The organism is Lacinutrix sp. MedPE-SW (genome assembly GCF_001874145.1).
Classification (GTDB): Bacteria; Bacteroidota; Bacteroidia; order Flavobacteriales; family Flavobacteriaceae; genus Lacinutrix.
The window spans coordinates 41,670-57,982 of sequence record NZ_MPCX01000009.1 but is presented as its reverse complement, the minus strand read 5'-3'; the positions used below and the strand labels follow the sequence as shown (position 1 = coordinate 57,982).

The 16,313-nt window shown below is 29.6% G+C and carries 13 protein-coding genes; 10 read left to right on the top strand and 3 right to left on the bottom strand.

Annotated features, from left to right (window positions below; all coding sequences use genetic code 11):
• Window positions 1-41 precede the first annotated feature (41 nt).
• Both BM549_RS09635 and BM549_RS09630 read left to right on the top strand, forming a co-directional pair.
• Window positions 42-1,067 carry an AraC family transcriptional regulator gene (locus tag BM549_RS09635; protein ID WP_290470073.1) on the top strand — a complete coding sequence of 342 codons (1,026 nt, stop codon included), beginning with the start codon at window positions 42-44 and terminating at the stop codon, window positions 1,065-1,067.
• A gap of 244 nt (window positions 1,068-1,311) precedes the next feature.
• The gene (locus BM549_RS09630) at window positions 1,312-1,869 is read left to right on the top strand and encodes a hypothetical protein (protein WP_290470072.1); all 558 of its coding nucleotides are present in this window, start codon (window positions 1,312-1,314) and stop codon (window positions 1,867-1,869) included.
• A gap of 64 nt (window positions 1,870-1,933) precedes the next feature.
• Here the strand turns inward: BM549_RS09630 and BM549_RS09625 are convergent, their stop codons facing one another.
• Complete coding sequence (locus tag BM549_RS09625; protein WP_290470071.1) at window positions 1,934-2,956, bottom strand: LacI family DNA-binding transcriptional regulator; 1,023 nt, start codon at window positions 2,954-2,956, stop codon at window positions 1,934-1,936.
• A gap of 125 nt (window positions 2,957-3,081) precedes the next feature.
• Here BM549_RS09625 and BM549_RS09620 point away from each other — a divergent pair, with 125 nt between their 5' ends.
• The 6 genes from BM549_RS09620 to BM549_RS09595 all read left to right on the top strand — a co-directional run bounded on the left by BM549_RS09620 (window position 3,082) and on the right by BM549_RS09595 (window position 11,722).
• The gene (locus BM549_RS09620) at window positions 3,082-5,745 is read left to right on the top strand and encodes a TonB-dependent receptor (protein WP_290470070.1); all 2,664 of its coding nucleotides are present in this window, start codon (window positions 3,082-3,084) and stop codon (window positions 5,743-5,745) included.
• 100 nt (window positions 5,746-5,845) lie between these two features.
• Window positions 5,846-7,150 carry a trehalase family glycosidase gene (locus tag BM549_RS09615; protein WP_290470069.1) on the top strand — a complete coding sequence of 435 codons (1,305 nt, stop codon included), beginning with the start codon at window positions 5,846-5,848 and terminating at the stop codon, window positions 7,148-7,150.
• 18 nt (window positions 7,151-7,168) lie between these two features.
• Window positions 7,169-8,776 (top strand): sodium:solute symporter, encoded by a 1,608-nt coding sequence (locus BM549_RS09610; protein WP_290470068.1) that lies wholly within the window; start codon window positions 7,169-7,171, stop codon window positions 8,774-8,776.
• 9 nt (window positions 8,777-8,785) lie between these two features.
• On the top strand, window positions 8,786-9,910 hold the full coding sequence (locus tag BM549_RS09605; RefSeq protein WP_290470067.1) for a glycerate kinase: 1,125 nt from the start codon (window positions 8,786-8,788) through the stop codon (window positions 9,908-9,910).
• 11 nt (window positions 9,911-9,921) lie between these two features.
• Window positions 9,922-10,899: a type I phosphomannose isomerase catalytic subunit gene (locus tag BM549_RS09600; protein ID WP_290470066.1), complete on the top strand. Its 978-nt coding sequence runs from the start codon at window positions 9,922-9,924 to the stop codon at window positions 10,897-10,899.
• 367 nt (window positions 10,900-11,266) lie between these two features.
• Entirely contained in the window at window positions 11,267-11,722 is a 456-nt protein-coding gene (locus BM549_RS09595; protein ID WP_290470065.1) for a DUF305 domain-containing protein, read from the top strand.
• 146 nt (window positions 11,723-11,868) lie between these two features.
• On the opposite strand, the gene BM549_RS09590 is transcribed toward BM549_RS09595, so the two are convergent.
• Window positions 11,869-12,357, bottom strand: coding sequence for a hypothetical protein (locus tag BM549_RS09590; RefSeq protein ID WP_290470064.1), 489 nt, complete (start codon window positions 12,355-12,357; stop codon window positions 11,869-11,871).
• 105 nt (window positions 12,358-12,462) lie between these two features.
• Window positions 12,463-12,939: an Hsp20/alpha crystallin family protein gene (locus tag BM549_RS09585; RefSeq protein WP_290470063.1), complete on the bottom strand. Its 477-nt coding sequence runs from the start codon at window positions 12,937-12,939 to the stop codon at window positions 12,463-12,465.
• A 735-nt stretch (window positions 12,940-13,674) separates the two neighbouring features.
• On the opposite strand from BM549_RS09585, the gene BM549_RS09580 reads away from it, so the two are divergent.
• Together BM549_RS09580 and BM549_RS09575 are read left to right on the top strand one after the other, a co-directional pair.
• Complete coding sequence (locus BM549_RS09580; protein WP_290470062.1) at window positions 13,675-14,640, top strand: nucleotidyltransferase; 966 nt, start codon at window positions 13,675-13,677, stop codon at window positions 14,638-14,640.
• On the top strand, window positions 14,640-16,304 hold the full coding sequence (locus tag BM549_RS09575) for a ThiF family adenylyltransferase (protein WP_290470061.1): 1,665 nt from the start codon (window positions 14,640-14,642) through the stop codon (window positions 16,302-16,304). The genes BM549_RS09580 and BM549_RS09575 overlap by 1 nt, the downstream gene beginning before the upstream one ends.
• The last annotated feature ends 9 nt before the right edge of the window (window positions 16,305-16,313 follow it).

Genomic DNA, 16,313 nt, shown 5'->3' with positions numbered 1-16,313 from the left:
TTTATAATTTTTACAATTATCTTTACTAAAACCATTATCTAATGAAGTTTATAAATATCACTGCAGAAAGTACTGCCGAAACTGTAAAACAAATCCAACACATTATTGGAGGTGTTATTATAGAGCGTTGGGGAGAATATACACTACAGGTAGATAATGATATAGCTAAAGGAGACATTAGATTTATAACCTTTGATTGGGGAGGAAGCTTATTAGAGTATAATATTACTTTTTTTGAAGAAGTAGAACTTAAAATGGATACTTCTAAATACAACCCAATTCATTTTACTTATTGTTTAAATGGGTATTGCGAACATAGGTTCGATTCTCAAAAAGAAAGAAAACGCTTAGAGCAATTTCAATCTGTAATAATCTCATCAAAAAACGGAGGTTTTAATTATGGGTATTTTCCTAAAGACATTAAATTAGAAATAAACGTCATTCAAATAAACCGTGTAAAATTTATAAACAAAAGGTTAAACGACGCTTCATTACTAAACCAAAACCTATACAATGTATTTTGTGATAAAGATCATGAAAATGTATTTTCATACTTTGGAACATACAATTTAAAACTAGCCGATAAAATTAGTGCGCTAAGAAAAATTAAAAATAAAGGCATGATGCGTTTATTGTTAATAGAAGGACAAGTCTACCAAATTTTAGCTTTACATATGGAGCAACATAAAAAAGATGTTGCCATTAAAAAGAAAAAAACTTCACTCTCTAAAGCAGAGTTAAAACAAATACGAGAACTTTCTAAGCAAATTTTAAAAAACGTATCTACAAATTATACAGTTGCAGAACTTTCACATATTTCTGGATTACCACAAGCAAAACTTCAAGAAGGATTTAAATTTTTATATGCCAGAACTGTAATAGAATATATAAGACACGTACGCTTAGAAAAAGCTAGAGATTTAATGAGTACAACTAATTTAAATATTTCTGAAATTGTTTATTCTATAGGTTTTAGCAGCCGTAGTTATTTTTCTAAAATCTTCAAGAAAAAATACAAAATTAGCCCAAGTGCTTTTTTAAAAAACAAGCTTAGAGAAGTCGCTTAAAAAGCAAACACAACTCCCAAAACAACAGTAAACAACTGATAAACAGTTATTTGTTATGTTAATTTATCATAACTCAAAATTACAAGTTGTTAAAAACTGCTAAACTTAATTGTATTTTAGCAAATGAGTCAAGTCCTATTTTAAATGAACAAAAAAGCACTCTAGAATGCTTTTAATTTTGGTAAAGACTTAAACAAAACATAGTTTTTGTTTATTAATTATTAACCAAAAAAATTATTTAAAAATGAAAACTTTATTATACACATTTGCATTATTAATAGCTGGAACAGCATTTGCTCAAGATAGCGATAATCCTGTAGACCATATGGAAACCACCAAAGTAAAAACTGAAGGTGTAAAAACAAATGGTAAATTAAAACAAACAAAAGTAAAAGTTGTTACTAAAAAAGAACAACAAGTAATGACAGATCCTAGTCAATCGCATTTAAGAGATGCAGACCAAGTAATAGCACCAACAAAAACAACTAAAACCGTTTCTATAGATAATAATAGCGATAACCGTTATGAAACTACAAACACCATTTCATATTATACATACGATGATGTAAAATATAGTTTCAAGAGTGGAAAAAATGGGTTTGTAATGACTACAAACGATGGTACTAAAGATGTTGTTTATGGTACTGCTAGAAAATCATCTAACGGTCAATTTTATTTATTTGATTCTAAAGGATATAATGGTGTTGGATATTTTGACAATAACGAGAATTTTGTAATTGAATATTACGACACAAAATTAAATAAAGTTGTAAACAAGTCTTTTAAATCTAAGAACTTGTAATAATACAACAACCACAAATATTAAAAACCTCGCATTTTGCGAGGTTTTTTGTTTTTAATATTTACTAAGCTTTAAAGGACGATTCTCTTATAATAATACTACTCTTTATTTCTACTAACTTACTAGAAACACTTTCTGTCTCTGCCTCTATTTCATCAATTAAATATTTAACAGCTACTTTTCCCATTTTCTCACCAGATTGATCAACCGTTGTAAGTTTTGGTTCAACTATTGTTGAATGAGAAGAGTTACTAAAACCAACCACAGCAATATCTCCAGGTATTTCTACATTAAACTTTTTTAATGCTTGAATAACTCCTATTGCAGCAGCATCTGTTATTGCAAAAATAGCATCAGGTCGTTTTTTTGCACTAAGCAAAATATTTGCCATTCTTTTACCTTCTTGTAAAGAAATATCTTCAACAGTAAGCACCAGTTTCTCATTTAATTCAATATTATTATCCAATAAAGCTTTTTTGTAACCCAGATAACGTTTTTCAGAGTTATAAGAATAATTACCTTCTTTTATAATTGCAATACGTTTTTTTCCAATGTTAATTAAATGCTCTACAACATTATAAGCGGCTTCTTCATCATTAATCGTTATTTGTGTACATGGTATTTTGTTAGAAACTTTATCAAATAAAACAATTGGTAAATTATTTAATGTAGATAAAATTTGTTCTACTTCTCTAGTTCGCTTTGTTAGTGAGGCTAAAATACCATCTACTCCAAACTGCAGCATAGTGTTAAACATTTCTTTTTGTTTGTTTTCATCATTATTCGATTCAGATATAATAACTCTATAACCTTTTGCTTCAGCTTCTTTTAATATACCTCTTACCATAGTAGTAGTGAAGTAATGCGTTATGTTTGGTACAATTACACCTATAATATTTGTTTTGTGATTTCTAAAACCTTTAGCAAAAATGTTAGGCACATAGTTTAAAGATTGTGCTAAGTTTTTAACACGCTTCTTGGTTTGTAAACTTATATCTGGATGGTCATTTAAAGCTCTGGAAACTGTTGAGGTAGATAGGTTTAGCTCTAACGCTAACTTTTTTAAGGTTGTAACTTCTTTTTTCATATTTATAAATGCTTAAAAAAACAATCGTTCCCGCAAACGATTGCGTACAAATATCGTACTTTTTTACTTATTAAAATGCATATAATGCAATTATATTAGCTAAAAATTAACTAATTACAAATAATATGAGAAAACTAACTATCTTAATTTTATGTCTTTTTAGCTTGTCCGCAACATTTTCGCAAACCGAAATTTCTGGTACAGTTAAAGATAATGCTGGGTTTGTTATTCCTGGAGCGAATGTTATTATTTTAGACAGTAATTCTGGAGCTTCATCAGATTTTGATGGAAATTTCACTTTTACTACAAATCTAACAGGAACACAACAATTACAAGTATCTTATATTGGGTACACAACCTATACTCAAAATATTGAATTAACCGGAACTCCAATTACGCTTAATATAGTTCTGCAAGAAGGAAACAATTTAGAAGAAATTGTACTTACAGCATCTTCTACATTTAGGTCACAAAAAGAAGCTCCTTTATCTATTAGCTCTAAAGGTATTAAAGAAATCACTAGACTTTCTGCTAATAGCCAAGCAGATATTTTAAGAGATGTTCCTGGTATTACTGCCGAAGGTGGTGGTGGTGAAACGGCGACCAATCTTTTTGTAAGAGGTTTACCATCTGGCGGACAGTATGTATTTAATCCTTTACAGTACGACGGTATGCCACTTATGAGTACGTTTGGTTTAAACTCTTCTGCTCATGATGTTTATGCAAGACCAGACGTTGGATTTAAAGGTGTAGAATTTGTACGTGGTGGATCTGCTGTATTATATGGCGCCGGATCTGTTGCTGGTATTATTAATTACACAAGTAAAACTGGAGATTCTAACGACGAAAATTTAATAAATGTTGAATGGGGAAATAATGGAAGACTAAAAACCGATTTCTATACTGGTGGTCAATTAGGTAGTGAAGACTCAAATACATACTATGCATTTACAGGTTTTGTAAGAAAAGATGATGGACCAATAGAAACAGGATTAACAACTAAAGGAGCACAATTTAGAGGAAACATAAAACAAAAATTTGAGAATGGATCCTTTACAGTTCATGGTCAATATATTAATGATAAGGCACAATTTTATTTACCATTACCGCTTGATGGAAATTCAAGAGAAAGACTAAATGGTAATGATGGTGAAGAAGTAAATCAATTATTATCTGGAGAATTAGCAAACACTTCATTTTTAACTCCTGGTGGCGTTTACGAAAGCCCAATTGAAGATGGTGTTTACACAAAAGGTGGTTATGTTTTAGCAGATTTTAATTATAATTTAAACGACAATTTAAGATTTAAATCTAAAGTTAAATATGCCAGCTACCAGCACAATTTTGCACTGTATGTTGGTGGTAGTGGTGATTACGGCAACCCAATTACTCTTAATGACTATGTTGCTGCAGTAGCGCCAAACAATACTGCATTCAATGCAACATATCAAGGTGGCGCAGGCAACCAAATTAATGGTAACGATTTAGTTATAGAAAATTTACATGTAGATAGGTTGAGACCTATGACAGATTATTCTGGTGAAGCAAGTTTCATTTTAAAATCAGATAACGGCATTCACACTTATACTGCCGGAACATTTTTAGCAAGAACAGAAGCCGAAGATGTTAACTACCAATACAGAGTACTTTCAGAATTCAATAATAATCCACAACTTGTAAACTTAAGTTATACAGATGCTGGTGGAAATAATGTTATATATTCTGAAGGAGGTTTATACAACAGAATAGGTATGACAGCAAATAACTACCTAACACAAAGCAGGACTGCCTTTTATTTTACAGATGAAATGGTTTTTGATAGATGGCGTTTTGATGTGGGTTTTCGTATAGAATCTACAACAGGTACATTTAGAAGAGGTAATATTGAAGAGTCTCAGGTTTATGAAGATACCGAGTTAACAACTAGCTTACAAAACGTACAATTTGCCGATGGTACTTTTACAACAGGTGAAATAAAAGATACAGATTGGGCAATATCTCTGGCCGGATTATATAAATTAACAGACGCTACAAACTTATACGCAAACTTCTCTAAAGGCTACTTTTTTCCACAACAACGTGGCTTTAGTCCAACACCAGGAATAAGAGACACTAATTATGAAGCCGAAACAATTTTACAAGGTGAAATTGGTGCCAAATTTGGAACCTCAAAATTCTCTGGATCTGTTGCAGCATACTATGTAGGATTAAGTGATCGTATTAGAATAGACCAAGCCATTTCAGGAGGACAATTAGTTGACCAAGCTAGAAGCGAACAATCTACACAAACTTTAGGTCTTGAAGCAACTGCTAAATATAAATTTACAGATTATTTAAATGCTACTGCTACTTTAACATATCAAAATCATGAGATTACAACTAATCAAACCGAAGATTTAGTTAATGGTACAACAAGTACTATTAATGAAGGTAATGAAATAGCTAGACAACCTAATGTATTAGGGAACCTAGGAATTAATTTTGATAACAAAGTATTTGATGCAAACTTCTCTGTAAATCATACAGGAAAAAAGTTTACAGACGACACAAATAATGTAGAATTAGATGCTATTACAATTGCAAGATTAGGCGCTGGTTACACATTTAAAACAAACGAAGAAACGGCTTTACGTTTTGGTATATCAGTATTTAATTTATTTGATAGTTCTGGAATTACAGAAGGTAATCCAAGAGCTGGAATTGCAGGACAGTCTGCAGATGGAGACTTTTTTGTTGGACGTCCAATCTTACCAAGACGTTTATTTTTAACAGCTACTTTCAACTTTTAATTTTTATAATTCAATATTCAATTAGTCATATAACTCATCACTTTTAGCTAAGTAAAGTGATGGGTTCTTTTTTCAAAAAAAAAAAAACAATCTTTATTATATGAAGGATTTACAAAACAACGCTATTAAAGTATTAAACAATAACTGGAAAGATAAATTTAGCATACCATGCGAAAAGCTATATCCATTTCAATGGTTTTGGGACTCAGGATTAATTGCAATTGGATTTGCACATTTTGATATGCCTAAAGCAGAAAAAGAAATAGAAACATTACTTGATGCGCAATGGAGCAATGGCTTTATACCTCATATAATTTTTCATACAGAAAGCGATTCGTATTTTCCTGGACCAGATTTTCACCGTTCAGATTTACATCCGCAATCATCAAAAAAATATAAATCTACAGGAATGACTCAGCCACCTGTAACAGGATTTGTATTACAGGATTTATACCGTATTAGCAAAGACAAAAAAGCGACGCTTAAATTTATTGAAAGCGTAATAGATAAAGTTTACAAAAACCACGAATACTTTTACAGCCAGCGTGATCCTAAAAATGAAGGTTTAGTTTACATCTACCACAATTGGGAGTCTGGTACAGACAACTCTCCTATTTGGGATGACATTTGGGACACCATGAATCCACCAGAATATACTTTTGAAAGACGAGACACAACACATGTTGATGCTGCTCAAAGACCTTCTAAAAGAGAATACGACCACTATTTACATATTATAGAAATTGCAAAACAAAACAATTATAACGATCAAAAAATAGCCGAACTTTCTCCATTTTTAGTTCAAGACCCATTATTTAATGCTGTGCTATTAAAATCTAATCAAAGTTTAATAGATTTATATAGTATAATTGGCAATAATGAAGATAAAATTAAGCAACTTCAAAAATGGCAGAAAAAAGGTACAGAATCAATTAATAGCAAACTTTACGATTCAGAATTAGGTGTTTACGTGCATTATGATTTAAGAAATGAAAAATTATTAAAGCACGTATCATCTTCTTCTTTCTCTCCTCTTTTTGCAAATTTACCTAGTAAAGATGTTGCAAATAAAATGGTTGATGTTATGATGGAAAAATTTGGCAATCCAGACCAATATCTTTGTGCTTCTTTTGATCCTACAAGCGAAAGGTTCAACCCTAAAAAATATTGGAGAGGTCCAGTTTGGGTTAATTTAAACTGGATGCTATACCATGGTTTAAAACAAAATGGTTTTAACGATTTAGCAAAACGAATGAAAAAAGACACTATAGAAATTATAGAAAAAAATGGTTTTTATGAGTATTTTGATTCGAGAAAAGAAGAACATAATAATGGAAAAGCTGGTTATGGTGGCCATAACTTTTCATGGAGTGCTGCATTATTAATAGATTTATTAAACGACTAAACAAACAACCAATTACAGATGAATTACATAGACTATATCATTATAATTTTATACCTAATAGGTTTTTTAGGGATTGGATATTTTTTTAAAGAAAATAAGAACTCTAAAGATTATTTTTTGGGTGGTCAGTCTATGGGTTGGTTTCCTTTAAGTTTATCAACTATGGCAACACAGCTTTCTGCCATAAGTTTTATTTCAGCTCCAGCATTTGTAGGTCTAAAAGATGGTGGAGGTTTACAGTGGTTAACTTTTGAGTTTGGTGTGCCATTAGCAATGGCTTTTCTATTAATTGCTATAATTCCTACTTTATACAAGTCTGGGATAGTAAGTGTTTACGAGTTTTTAGAACGCCGTTTCGATGCATCATCTAGATTATTAATAAGCTTTGTGTTTCAAATAAGTCGTTCTGTTGCAACTGGTGTAATGGTTTACACAATGGCTTTAATTTTACAAGCTACAATTGGTATAGAATTTTGGATTTCAATATTAATTATTGGAGTTATTACCATGATATATTCATTTCAAGGTGGTATGAAAGCTGTAATTTGGGGAGATGTAATACAAATGTGCATACTGTTTTTTGGTATAGTTATTTGTCTCTTTTACGGTTTAAGTGAATTAGGTGGTTATGATAATTTTATAAACCTTGTTGATAAAGACAGATTAACAGCTGTAGATTTTTCAAAATGGGGATTTAATAATGCCGATAAAAACGATGAGTTTGGCTTTTGGCCAATGGTTATTGGCGGTTTGTTTTTATATGCTTCATATTATGGTACAGACCAAACACAATCACAGCGCTTATTATCTGCTAAAGGATTACCTACAATTAAAAAACTGCTATTAGCAAATGGTTTGTTTAGGTTTCCAATAACATTAACTTACTGTATAATGGGCTTAGTGCTAGGAACTTTAATACTTCAAGATGCTAGTTTTCAAGAACTTTTAAATTCGGTTTACCAATCTAACATCACCAGTTTAGAAGGAAAAAAAGCCGACTTAATGGTGCCTGTTTTTATAATAAAATATTTACCTAATGGTGTTATTGGTATTTTAATTGTAGCAATTATGTCTGCTGCAATGTCATCTTTAAGCTCTACAGTTAACTCACTATCGGCAGTAACTTTAGAAGATTTTATTAAACGTTTTAAACCAGATTTACCAGATAAAAAATATGTAAAATACTCAAGGCTTCTTTCTGTTTTTTGGGGATTAGTATGTTTATTTTTCGCCTTTTTTGCAGGTAGTATAGAAGGCACAGTTATAGAGGTAATAAACAAAGTTAGCTCTGTATTTTATGGCCCAATATTAGCCGCTTTTATATTAGCTATTTTAACTAAAAAAACACATGCATTAGGTGCAAACTTAGGTATTGTTGCTGGTGTATTATTTAATATATATTTATGGCTTTATGTCCCTAGTATTTTTTGGTTTTGGTGGAATGTAATTGGTTGTTCAATTACTATTATTATAGCATTAGTAGTTAGCCGTGTTGTAAAAAAAGAATTAAAACCAGGATTAGATATTTCTATTTATAAAGCTGGTAAAAAAGAAGTTGCTATATTATTATCTTACTTTTTATTAATAGTAATATTTGCCATTTTTATTGGTGAAATTCTAAATTAAATTAGCAATATGAAAATTGTAATTGCTCCAGATAAATTTAAAAATTCTCTTACAAGTTTAGAGTTTTGCGATATAGTTGAAAAACAAATAAAATTAAATTTACCAGCAACCAATATTGTAAAATTACCTTTAGCAGATGGTGGAGATGGTACAATAGATATTGTTAATTATTATTTACATGGTATAAAAAAAATTACAACTGTTTGCAATCCATTATTCGCTTCTACAAAAGCATCTTATTTATATGCAGAAAATTCTAAAACCGCTTTTATAGAAATGGCAGAAGCATCTGGTTTAAAACTATTAAAACCAGTTGAAATAGATTGTAAAAATGCTACTTCCTTTGGTACAGGAGAACTTATTCTAGATGCTATAAATAATGGCGCAAAAAAAATTATTTTAGGAATTGGAGGTAGCGCCACTAACGACTGCGGTATTGGTATGGCTACTGCTTTAGGCTATAGGTTTTTAGACAAAAAAAACAAAACAGTACATCCTGTTGGTGCTAACTTATCTAAAATTAAAACAATAGATGTTAGCAAAGTAAACACTAAAATATTTGATGTTGAATTTCAAATTGCTTGCGATGTTACCAACCCTTTATATGGAGAAAATGGTGCTGCACATGTTTACGCCGCACAAAAAGGTGCAAACCAAAATGATATTTTATTATTAGATCAAGGCCTTAAAGATTTTTCAAAATTAATAATAAAAGTATTTAATATTAACCCACAAAATGTTGCTGGCGCTGGTGCTGCTGGAGGCATGGGAATTGCATCAAAAATATTTTTAAAAGGAAATCTTGAAAGTGGTAATAAATTAATTAAAAAATTATCTAATTTTGACAATCAAATTTTAGATGCAGATTGGATTATTACTGGTGAAGGAAAATTAGATTACCAGACACTTTCTGGCAAAACTATTCAAGGTATTTTAGACGTTTCAGTTAAAAAAAATATTAAAGTTGCTGCTTTTTGCGGCGCCATAGATATAACTGAAAAAGACCTAAACACAATGGGAATTAGTTATGCATCCCAAATTATTGATGAAGCAAAAAATTTAGATGATGCTATAAATAATGCAGACAAACATTTAAATACAATTACAAAACACTTCATTAAACAAATACAGTAAATTGCTTAAAAATGAAATTATATCCGTTAACATTTAATCCAGTATATAGTTATAGAATTTGGGGAGGAGACAAACTAAAAACTGTTTTAAACAAAAAGTATTCTCAAGAAAGTATTGGTGAGTCTTGGGAAATATCAGATGTTAAGGATAATGAAACCCTAGTAAGTAACGGCAATTTAAAAGGAAAGACTTTAAAAGAGTTAATTAATACTTTTAAAGCAGACTTTGTTGGTGAAAAAGTATACAATTCTTTTGGTAATGATTTTCCGCTACTAATTAAATTTATAGATGCCAAAACACCATTATCTATACAAGTACACCCAAGTAATGAATTAGCAAAAGCAAGACATAATTCCTTTGGAAAAAATGAAATGTGGTATGTAATGCAAGCAGAAAAAGATGCAGAGTTAATTGTTGGTTTTAATAAAGAAATTAAACAAGAGCAATACAAACAGCACCTTAAAGACAATACTTTAAAAGAAATTTTAAATATTGAAAAAGTAAAATCTGGAGATACCTTTTATATTCCTACCGGAAGAGTTCATGCTATTGGCGCTGGTGTTTTATTAGCCGAAATACAACAAACCTCTAACATAACATATCGTATTTATGATTATGATAGAGTAGATAAAAAAACGGGCGAAAAAAGAGAGCTACATACAGATTTAGCTTTAGATGCAATAGATTACAATCTCTATAAAAATTACAAAACAGAATATAAAACAGAAACAAACACTCCAAGTCCATTAGTAAACTCGCCATATTTTAAAACCAACATACTAAATATTCAGGGCTATTTAAACAGAGAACTATCTACTTACGACTCATTTGTAATATATATGTGTGTTGAAGGAAATACATCGCTTAAAACAGCTAAAAATAACGAAGAATACAAATTAAGTATTGGAGAAACAATAATTATTCCTGCTTGTATAAACAATATAAGTTTAGAAGCTACTTCTGGAAAATTAATTGAAGTCTATTTATAACCAAAACATTTTTTCCTGTTTTAATAACGTTTAGTATTAAAAAAAATAAACCTAAAAAAGGAACTCCTTTATAACGGAAAGAAGATATAATTTTCAAGTTGTATAATGTTGAAATACGAAAGGCATATTCACTTAGTCTAAAAATTATATTGAAAAATATAAGCATACAATTTAAAATTTGACATTTTATATAAAAAGCTAAAGAAGGTTATAAAAAACCTCTACACACCACTATATAATAGTTTACTATATCAAGCTTATTGCGAAATTCTTTAAAATTTTTTTGTTTTTTATTTTTAGTAAATTAGTTAAAACCAAATAACTACGTATAGTCTATAACCACAAGTGTAACTAAAATTAATTAATTATGAATAAGAAAAATTATACCACTTTTATATTAATGTTAATTTGTTCTGCAATCTCAATGTATATAACAATGTACTTTAATACTTATGAATTTAGTCATGTTTTTTTTAGCTGGACTAGAATGTATATGACGTTAATTGGAATTGGAGGCATGGCATTAATCATGTTCTTTTTTATGAAAAACATGTATAAGAATAAAACTAAAAATATTACAATAATTATTAGTAGTCTAGCAATAATTGGAATTTCAACATTTTTAGTAAGAAAACAAATTCCTATAAACGACATAAAGTGGATGCGAGCAATGATTCCTCATCATTCAATAGCAATTCTTACAAGCAAAAATGCAGATTTAAAAGATCCAGAAGTAAAAAAACTAGCTCAAGAAATTATTAAAGCTCAAGAAAAGGAAATAAAGGAAATGAAGGCAATGATTAAGCGCTTAGAATCTAAGTAAATCAATATTTTATTTTAATTAACTATTCTAAAAACAATTTAATTTATATCACTAGCTATTTCTTAATGCTAACTAGCTGCTTTTCATCATAAAAATTGATTTTTGAAGGTAAAATATTAATAATAATAATAAAAGACGAAAACTAATTAGTTTTCATCTTCAGCTTTAATGAATTCAGATTGGTATTTTTCTAAAAAATCCTTTTGTCTCTCTATCATTTGCTTTCTTATTTCATCTATATCCATAAAGTCTTTTCCAAAAGAGCTTTTAAAAAAATCATCATTAAAAAAGTGTTTACTAAAAAGTGAATCTTGAGAAAAAACGTCTTCGAATCCTTCGTTTTCAAATTTCGAAAAGTTTCTATAGAAATTTGATTTAAAAGATTGCATCAAGCTATCTTTATTTAAAGAAGAAAGATTATTAAATTTATTGTTAGATGACCAAGTATAAATACTATCGTATCTTATTAAATTTCCATTTTCATCAAATTCTTTATCAACTTTCCAAGTGCCTTTAGGCTCTTTAATTACATGCGCTTCACTCTTTTTTGTTTCAGCTTTATTTAGTTCATTATTTTGTCCGCTACAACTAAAGCATAAAAAAAGCGTCACTAGCAATAATACATGCTTTTTCATTTTTTTAAATATTAAGATTAGACATCTATTTAAAATAAATATTAAAATTTTAAGATGAGGCTATAAAATAGCCTCATCTTAAATAAATAACCATAATTTTAATAGTTAAGAAATGGTAATGGTTTTTGCAGGCTTTTGTTTTGCCTCTTCTTTTTTAGGTAAATGAATATTTAATATACCTTCGTTATAACGTGCTTTAATTTTATCTTCATCTACTGTCTCTGGCAAACTAAAGGTTCTTTTGAACGAAGAATATCCAAATTCACGTCGCGTGTAATTTTCTTCTTTTTTTTCATTTTCTTCCTTTACCTCAGTAGAAATTGATAATATTTGGTTTTCAAGATCAATATGAAAATCTGATTTTTTTAATCCTGGAACAGCCATTTCTACAATATACGAATCGGCAGTTTCTTTAATATTAACTTTTGGTAAGGTAATTCCAGTATTAAAATTAGACGTAAATACTGATGGTAGGTCTCTATTAAATATATCATCTAACCAGCTAGACCAAGTTGGGAAGTTTCCATTTGAATTCGTGTTTGTTAAACTTCCATTTTTAGGAACAGTTACTAAATTGCTCATAATTACAAAAATTTTAAATTAAACATTATTTCAAACTTGAAATCTTTTGACTTCAATACATATTTTACAAATAAAATACCAAAATGAATTAGCTTTATTTTAAGGTGATTTTTTATTAAAATTTTAAGAAAAAAAACACCATATAGCTAAGATTATTGTCATTTTTTCATGTAAAAAAATGTCAATTTGACATTTTAAATCTTAGGGTTGTAATACCATGATATTTTATAATAGTATAATTTACAACTATTAAACATTTTGCTCTATTTATATAGTTAAAATTAAATACGTTGCTCAAAACAGTATATAATGAGCTAAAAAGATAATTTGCTTGTAAATAAATAATTACTATTTATAACGTTATGAATAAGATAAGTGTAACAGCTATTTTAAAAATTATAGTTTATTTAAATAATAGTACTTAAAAAAATCAAGATTTATTGTAATAAAAAAGCTTCACATTTCTGTGAAGCTTTACTTAGTAGCGAGTAAAATTACAATATCTAACCAATTAAAACAAGATATAATTAAAGTTTATGAGCTATCAAAAACGCTATTAAAAAAATAAAATACTGAGAATTTGACATAAAGTCAGACTTTAAACAGAAAGATTATTAGTATTTAAGGATTCAATGTTTTTTATCTGTAATTTTCATCGCTTCGTCTAAAACAATATAACAAACTGACAGACAGGCGTCATTGGCTTATTATTTGTTAAAATAATCTAAAAAAGATATGGCAATAAATAAAAAAGAATATCTACAAGAGGTATTAGAGACTCACAAAATGTCTCACGTTAATTCTTTATTAGACAAATACAGAGATAAGCGTAAATCTATTAAAGAGGCTTTAGAAGAGCACTACACTGACAAAATTTATAGTCCGTTGAATTCTGGTTCGTATGCTAAGCATACAGCTATCAATACTAAATTTGACTTGGATGTTGTGGTACCTTTTAAGAAAAAATCCTTTTCTACTCTAGAAGAAATGTTTGATGATGTTTTCGATTTCCTTAATGAAACTTATGGTACAGAAGCAACAGTAAGGAAACAAAAAGTTTCCATTGGTATTATATTTTATAGTGACAATGACGGAGACGAAATAAGCATAGACATTGTACCTGGACGAGAGCTAAATGAAGACCAATATAATGAGGATAATAAGCTCAACTTATACGTTCATTCTCAATATGGTTTGTTAGCAGGAAAAACCCATCTTTTAACCAATATAAAGGCTCAAATTGAACATATTAAAAGTAGAGATAACGAAAGAAAAATTATCCGTTTACTAAAGATATGGAAATCCTCTAATAATGAAGACTACAAGTCATTTTTGATGGAATTGATTACTATTAAGGCGTTTGACAAGGATAGTATTTCTGGTGATTTATGTGAGATGCTTGAATCTACGATGGAGTACATCCGTGATAACATTACAAAAGACGGTTTTACACTAAGTGACCCAGGTAATAGTGGCAATAATGTTGCGGACACTTTAGAATCTTGGCAGAAAGAAAACTTATCCTCTAAGATGAAAAATATGCTGGATAGAATCGAAGACAACTCTGATAATCTTAAAATATATTTTCCTATAAATCCAGATTTTAAAGAAAATGAAGATACTAAATCTAGTGAAGGTTATGGTGTGAAAACAGGAGCGAGCACATTTTCAATACCAACACAAAATCAACGATTCGGTTAATGAAAGAAAATCGATTAGATAATATATTACAAACATTAGACAGTATACCCTATGTAAAGGTGAAAGAACCTTTCTCTGGTGAAGTAAATATACAGGGAAGAGTATCAATTCAATTTGAAGGATTATCAGAACCTTTAGAGTTCTATGTCGTTATTTATCCTCAATATCCGTTTAGGACTTACGATGCTGAAACCATCAAGTTTATAAATAAGGATTACTTAAAGTACAATCACGTTATGGGTGATGGTACCGTCTGTATACATACTTCCCATAATCCTAATATTGAAAAAAAACTACTGATTGATTTTGAATCACTTAAAAACTGGATTGAGAAATATTATATTAATATAGACTCCGACCTACACTATGAACACCTTATAACCCGAGAATCGGACTTTAAAGGTATAATTACTTCATATATGTTTACGGATGTAGATTATACATTTAATCGTAACCAGTTCGGGTTTGTAAATTTATCCCTGTTAAGTGAAGGGAAAAATGGAAACAAGCCTATTCACAATTATTTGACAAAGGGTTTTGTAGACGAATTCGGAAAAGAAATAGTAATATGTAAATGGAGTAATATCTACAAGGAACTTGGTCGTCCGAATCACGGAATCTTTTTTTATGCTGAAAAGCAACCTGCTACTTACAATAGATTTGCATATTCAAATTGGAAAGAATTTATTGATGTATTCACAAGTGATTTTCTGGAATTTTTACACCAATGCGAAAAAGAATACATTAAGAAAAAGAGACGTGGACAATATGTGCCGTTTTACATCGGCTATAAAATACCGAATGGAGAAGTACATTGGTTAGTTGCTACTATAGAAATTGGAAATTTCCCCATAGAAGGAACAAAAGAGAATCAAATTTGGACATCCAAGTTGTTAAATGAAAATATAAAATGGGCTACGTCTAGAAATTCATCCTACAAGTATTTTTTTGGCAGAGGAGCATTCAGTTCGAAATTAACAGAAAAACGAATTTTAATAATAGGTGTTGGTGCTGTAGGAAGTAATGTTGCTAGGACATTTGTAAAATGCGGATGTACAAAGATTGATTTGACTGACTACGACGTAAAAGAACCTAAAAACGTATGTCGTGCCGAGTTTCAATTTGCATCGGGAAGAACCGATAAAATTGAAGAAATGAGTAATGTATTATCTCACATATCACCCTTCGTAAATATACATACAGTCAATCAACCATATTTTGAGATAATGTCTAAAGCCTTATTTGGAAAAGATAAGTCTAGGAATGAATTAGAAGACTTTCTCAATAGCTATGATTTAATAATTGATTGTTCAACTGATGACGATTTAATGTTTGTTTTAGACAATTTGAGTCTGAAAAGTGACCTTATAAATTTGTCTATTACAAACCACGCAAAAGAATTGGTTTGTGCATTTCATCCTAATACTTATGATTTTGTGAGTAAACAGTATTCAGAAATACTTGACAATGACGTTGAAGACCTTTATAACCCAACTGGATGTTGGAGTCCAACTTTTAGAGCATCTTATAATGATATTAGTATGCTGGTTCAGATTGCTTTAAAGAAAATAAATAATATCTATAAAAGTGATTCTCCTAAAGACAATTTCATTGTAAAATCAGAAATCAACGATGAATTAAACATTAAAATAATACAGTATTGAAGCTTCGGA